Below are 2,931 nucleotides of genomic sequence, written 5' to 3' on the forward strand. Positions count from 1 at the left end.
TGCTTGAAGGTGGACATTCATTGATTGTGATTGAGCACAATTTGGATGTGATTCGCGCCAGTGATTGGCTGATTGATCTCGGCCCAGAAGGCGGTGATGCTGGAGGCTACGTTGTTGCAGAAGGCATGCCTGAAGATGTGCGAAATCATGCTTCTTCGCATACGGCTTTGGCTTTGCGGGAGTATGCGCAGGCTATGGGCGAGTTGGGTGGCATTGTGAAAGTTGCAGAAGCCACCATACCATCGCTCAACAAAATCATTCGCAAGTCGACTGCAGAAGACAACAGCATCCGCATCGTCAATGCGAAAGAGCACAACCTTAAAAACCTCAGCGTCAATATTCCGCGGGGGCAGTTCAATGTGATTACGGGGGTGAGTGGTTCTGGCAAATCTACCTTGGCGTTTGACATTTTGTTCAATGAAGGCCAACGCAGATACCTGGAAAGTCTGAATGCCTACGCACGCAGCATCGTTCAACCGGCAGGCCGGCCTGAAGTGGATGCGGTGTACGGCATTCCGCCGACAGTGGCCATTGAGCAAAGACTTTCGCGTGGCGGTCGTAAAAGCACGGTGGGCACAACGACCGAGGTGTGGCACTTCCTCAGACTTTTGTACGTCAAACTTGGCACGCAACATTGCGTGCATGACAACGCTTCAGTGGCGCCGCAAACACCTGACAGCATTGCCGCACAGCTTCTGAAAAATTTCAAAGGCCAGCACATTGGTTTGCTGGCACCTTTGGTGATGAACAGAAAAGGTGTGTACACCGAGTTGGCTGACTGGGCTCGTCCAAGGGGATACACACACCTCAGGGTGGATGGCGATTTCTTGCCCACGCAAGGCTTTCCGCGCATTGATCGATTCAAAGAACACACCGTTGAACTGCCTGTGGCCAGTTTGAAAATCAGTGCCGATCAAGAGAAGCAACTGCGTGAAGCGCTGGCCAAAACTTTGGAGCTTGGCAAAGGTGTGGTGCATGTCTTGAGTGAACTCGATGGCCTTCAAGAAGCCATGCAGGTGGCCGCAACTGCAGGCGCCACATCAGGTACATCTTCAAGCACCTCAGTCAGCCACGCATCCATCCCTCAAACCAGCCACATCGGCAAGCTCCAAGTTTTTTCAACACTCAGAGCATGCCCCGTTTGCAGCACCTCCTACAGCGAACTCGATCCGCGTTTGTTCAGCTACAACAGCAAACACGGTTGGTGCACTGAGTGCGTGGGCACGGGCGTGCAACTGACCAAAGACCAAAGAAAAGTTTTTGACGACTCCGTCAGAGACGACGACCAAAAAGGCCGCGAACAAAGTTTTGCCGAGCCGGAAATTGAAGACCTCATTGAACATGTGTGCCCGCATTGCGAAGGCACACGTTTGAACCCCACAGCGCGGCATGTGAAGTTCACCAAAGCGCAGTTGCCCATTACCGACATTGCCAGCATGAGCGTGACCGATGTGCGCAAATGGGTGCAAAGTTTGGCCAAAGCCAACGAGATGACTCAAAGAGAACAAGACATCGCCAGAGACCTCTTGCCCGAGATTGAAAGTCGCTTGGAATTTTTAGAAGAAGTAGGCTTAGGCTACCTAACACTAGACCGCGGCGCACCCACGCTCAGTGGCGGCGAAGCGCAGCGCATTCGCTTGGCTGCGCAATTGGGCAGCAACCTTCAAGGCGTGTGCTACGTACTGGACGAACCCACCATTGGTTTGCACGCGCGTGACAATCAAATTTTGTTGAACGCATTAAAGAAGTTGGGCGACAAAGGCAATACCTTGGTGGTGGTGGAGCATGACGAAGACACCATCCGCCGCGCCGACCACATCATTGACATTGGCCCCAGCGCAGGCAAGCGTGGCGGAAAGTTGGTGGCGCAAGGCAGTGTGAAAGACATTACGGATTCTGCAGATTCGCAGACTGGCAAATATTTGTTGCACGCTATGAAGCATCCATTACAGGCACGAAGATTGATGCCCATTTTTGATGCTGTGGCCAATGCGGCCAGACCAGAAAAATTCATCGAAGCACCTGCTGCCAACAAAGTTTCTAAAAAGTCAAAAGCTGCGGAAACTCAAACGCCGGCATCCGTGCAAGAAGTAAGCACAGAGCTGAAATGGCTAGAACTCAAAGGCGCCAATCTGCACAACCTGCAAAACGTGAATGTACAAATTCCACTACAACGCTTAGTAGCCGTCACAGGCGTGAGCGGTTCAGGCAAATCAACACTCGCCAGAGATGTGCTGCTAGCCAACGTGCACAGCCACGTCAGCCAACGCAGCACCAAAGCAGGCAGAGACGAACAAGCAGCAGGCAAATTCCCAACCCTCACAGGTTGCACAGAACTCAAAGGCTTTGAAGCAGTCGACAGGGTGTTAGAAGTAGACCAAACCCCCATCGGCAAAACACCGCGCAGTTGCCCCGCCACCTACATCGGGTTTTGGGACACCATCCGAAAACTTTTCGCAGAAACTTTAGAAGCCAAAGCGCGTGGTTACTTGGCGGGCAGGTTCAGCTTCAACACCGGCGAAGGCAGATGCCACACCTGCGAAGGCCAAGGCCTGCGTACCATCGAGATGAGTTTCTTGCCCGATGTGAAAGTACCTTGCGAAGCTTGCCATGGCGCACGTTTCAATCCAGAAACTTTGGCTGTGACATGGCGCGGCAAAAGCATTGGCGATGTGCTCAAAATGGAAGTAGACGAAGCAGTGACATTCTTCGAAACCATGCCCTCCATCGCGCATCCACTGCAGCTGTTAAAAGACGTAGGCTTGGGCTACCTAACTTTAGGACAGCCAAGCCCAACCTTAAGCGGCGGCGAAGCACAGCGCATCAAGTTGGTCACAGAACTCACCAAGGTTAGAGACGAAGTAGGCAAACGGGGCAACAAAGCCCCGCACACTTTGTATGTGCTTGACGAACCCACAGTGGGTCTTCACA

Annotated in this window: 1 protein-coding gene; it reads left to right on the forward strand. The window is 52.6% G+C overall.

What is annotated here, in order from left to right:
* Nucleotides 1–2,931, forward strand: a 2,931-nt coding sequence (locus tag AC9UEO_RS13460; RefSeq protein WP_509534532.1) for an excinuclease ABC subunit UvrA, incomplete at both ends; no start/stop codon positions are given.

Source organism: Limnohabitans sp. (genome assembly GCF_040401495.1).
GTDB lineage: Bacteria > Pseudomonadota > Gammaproteobacteria > Burkholderiales > Burkholderiaceae_C > Limnohabitans.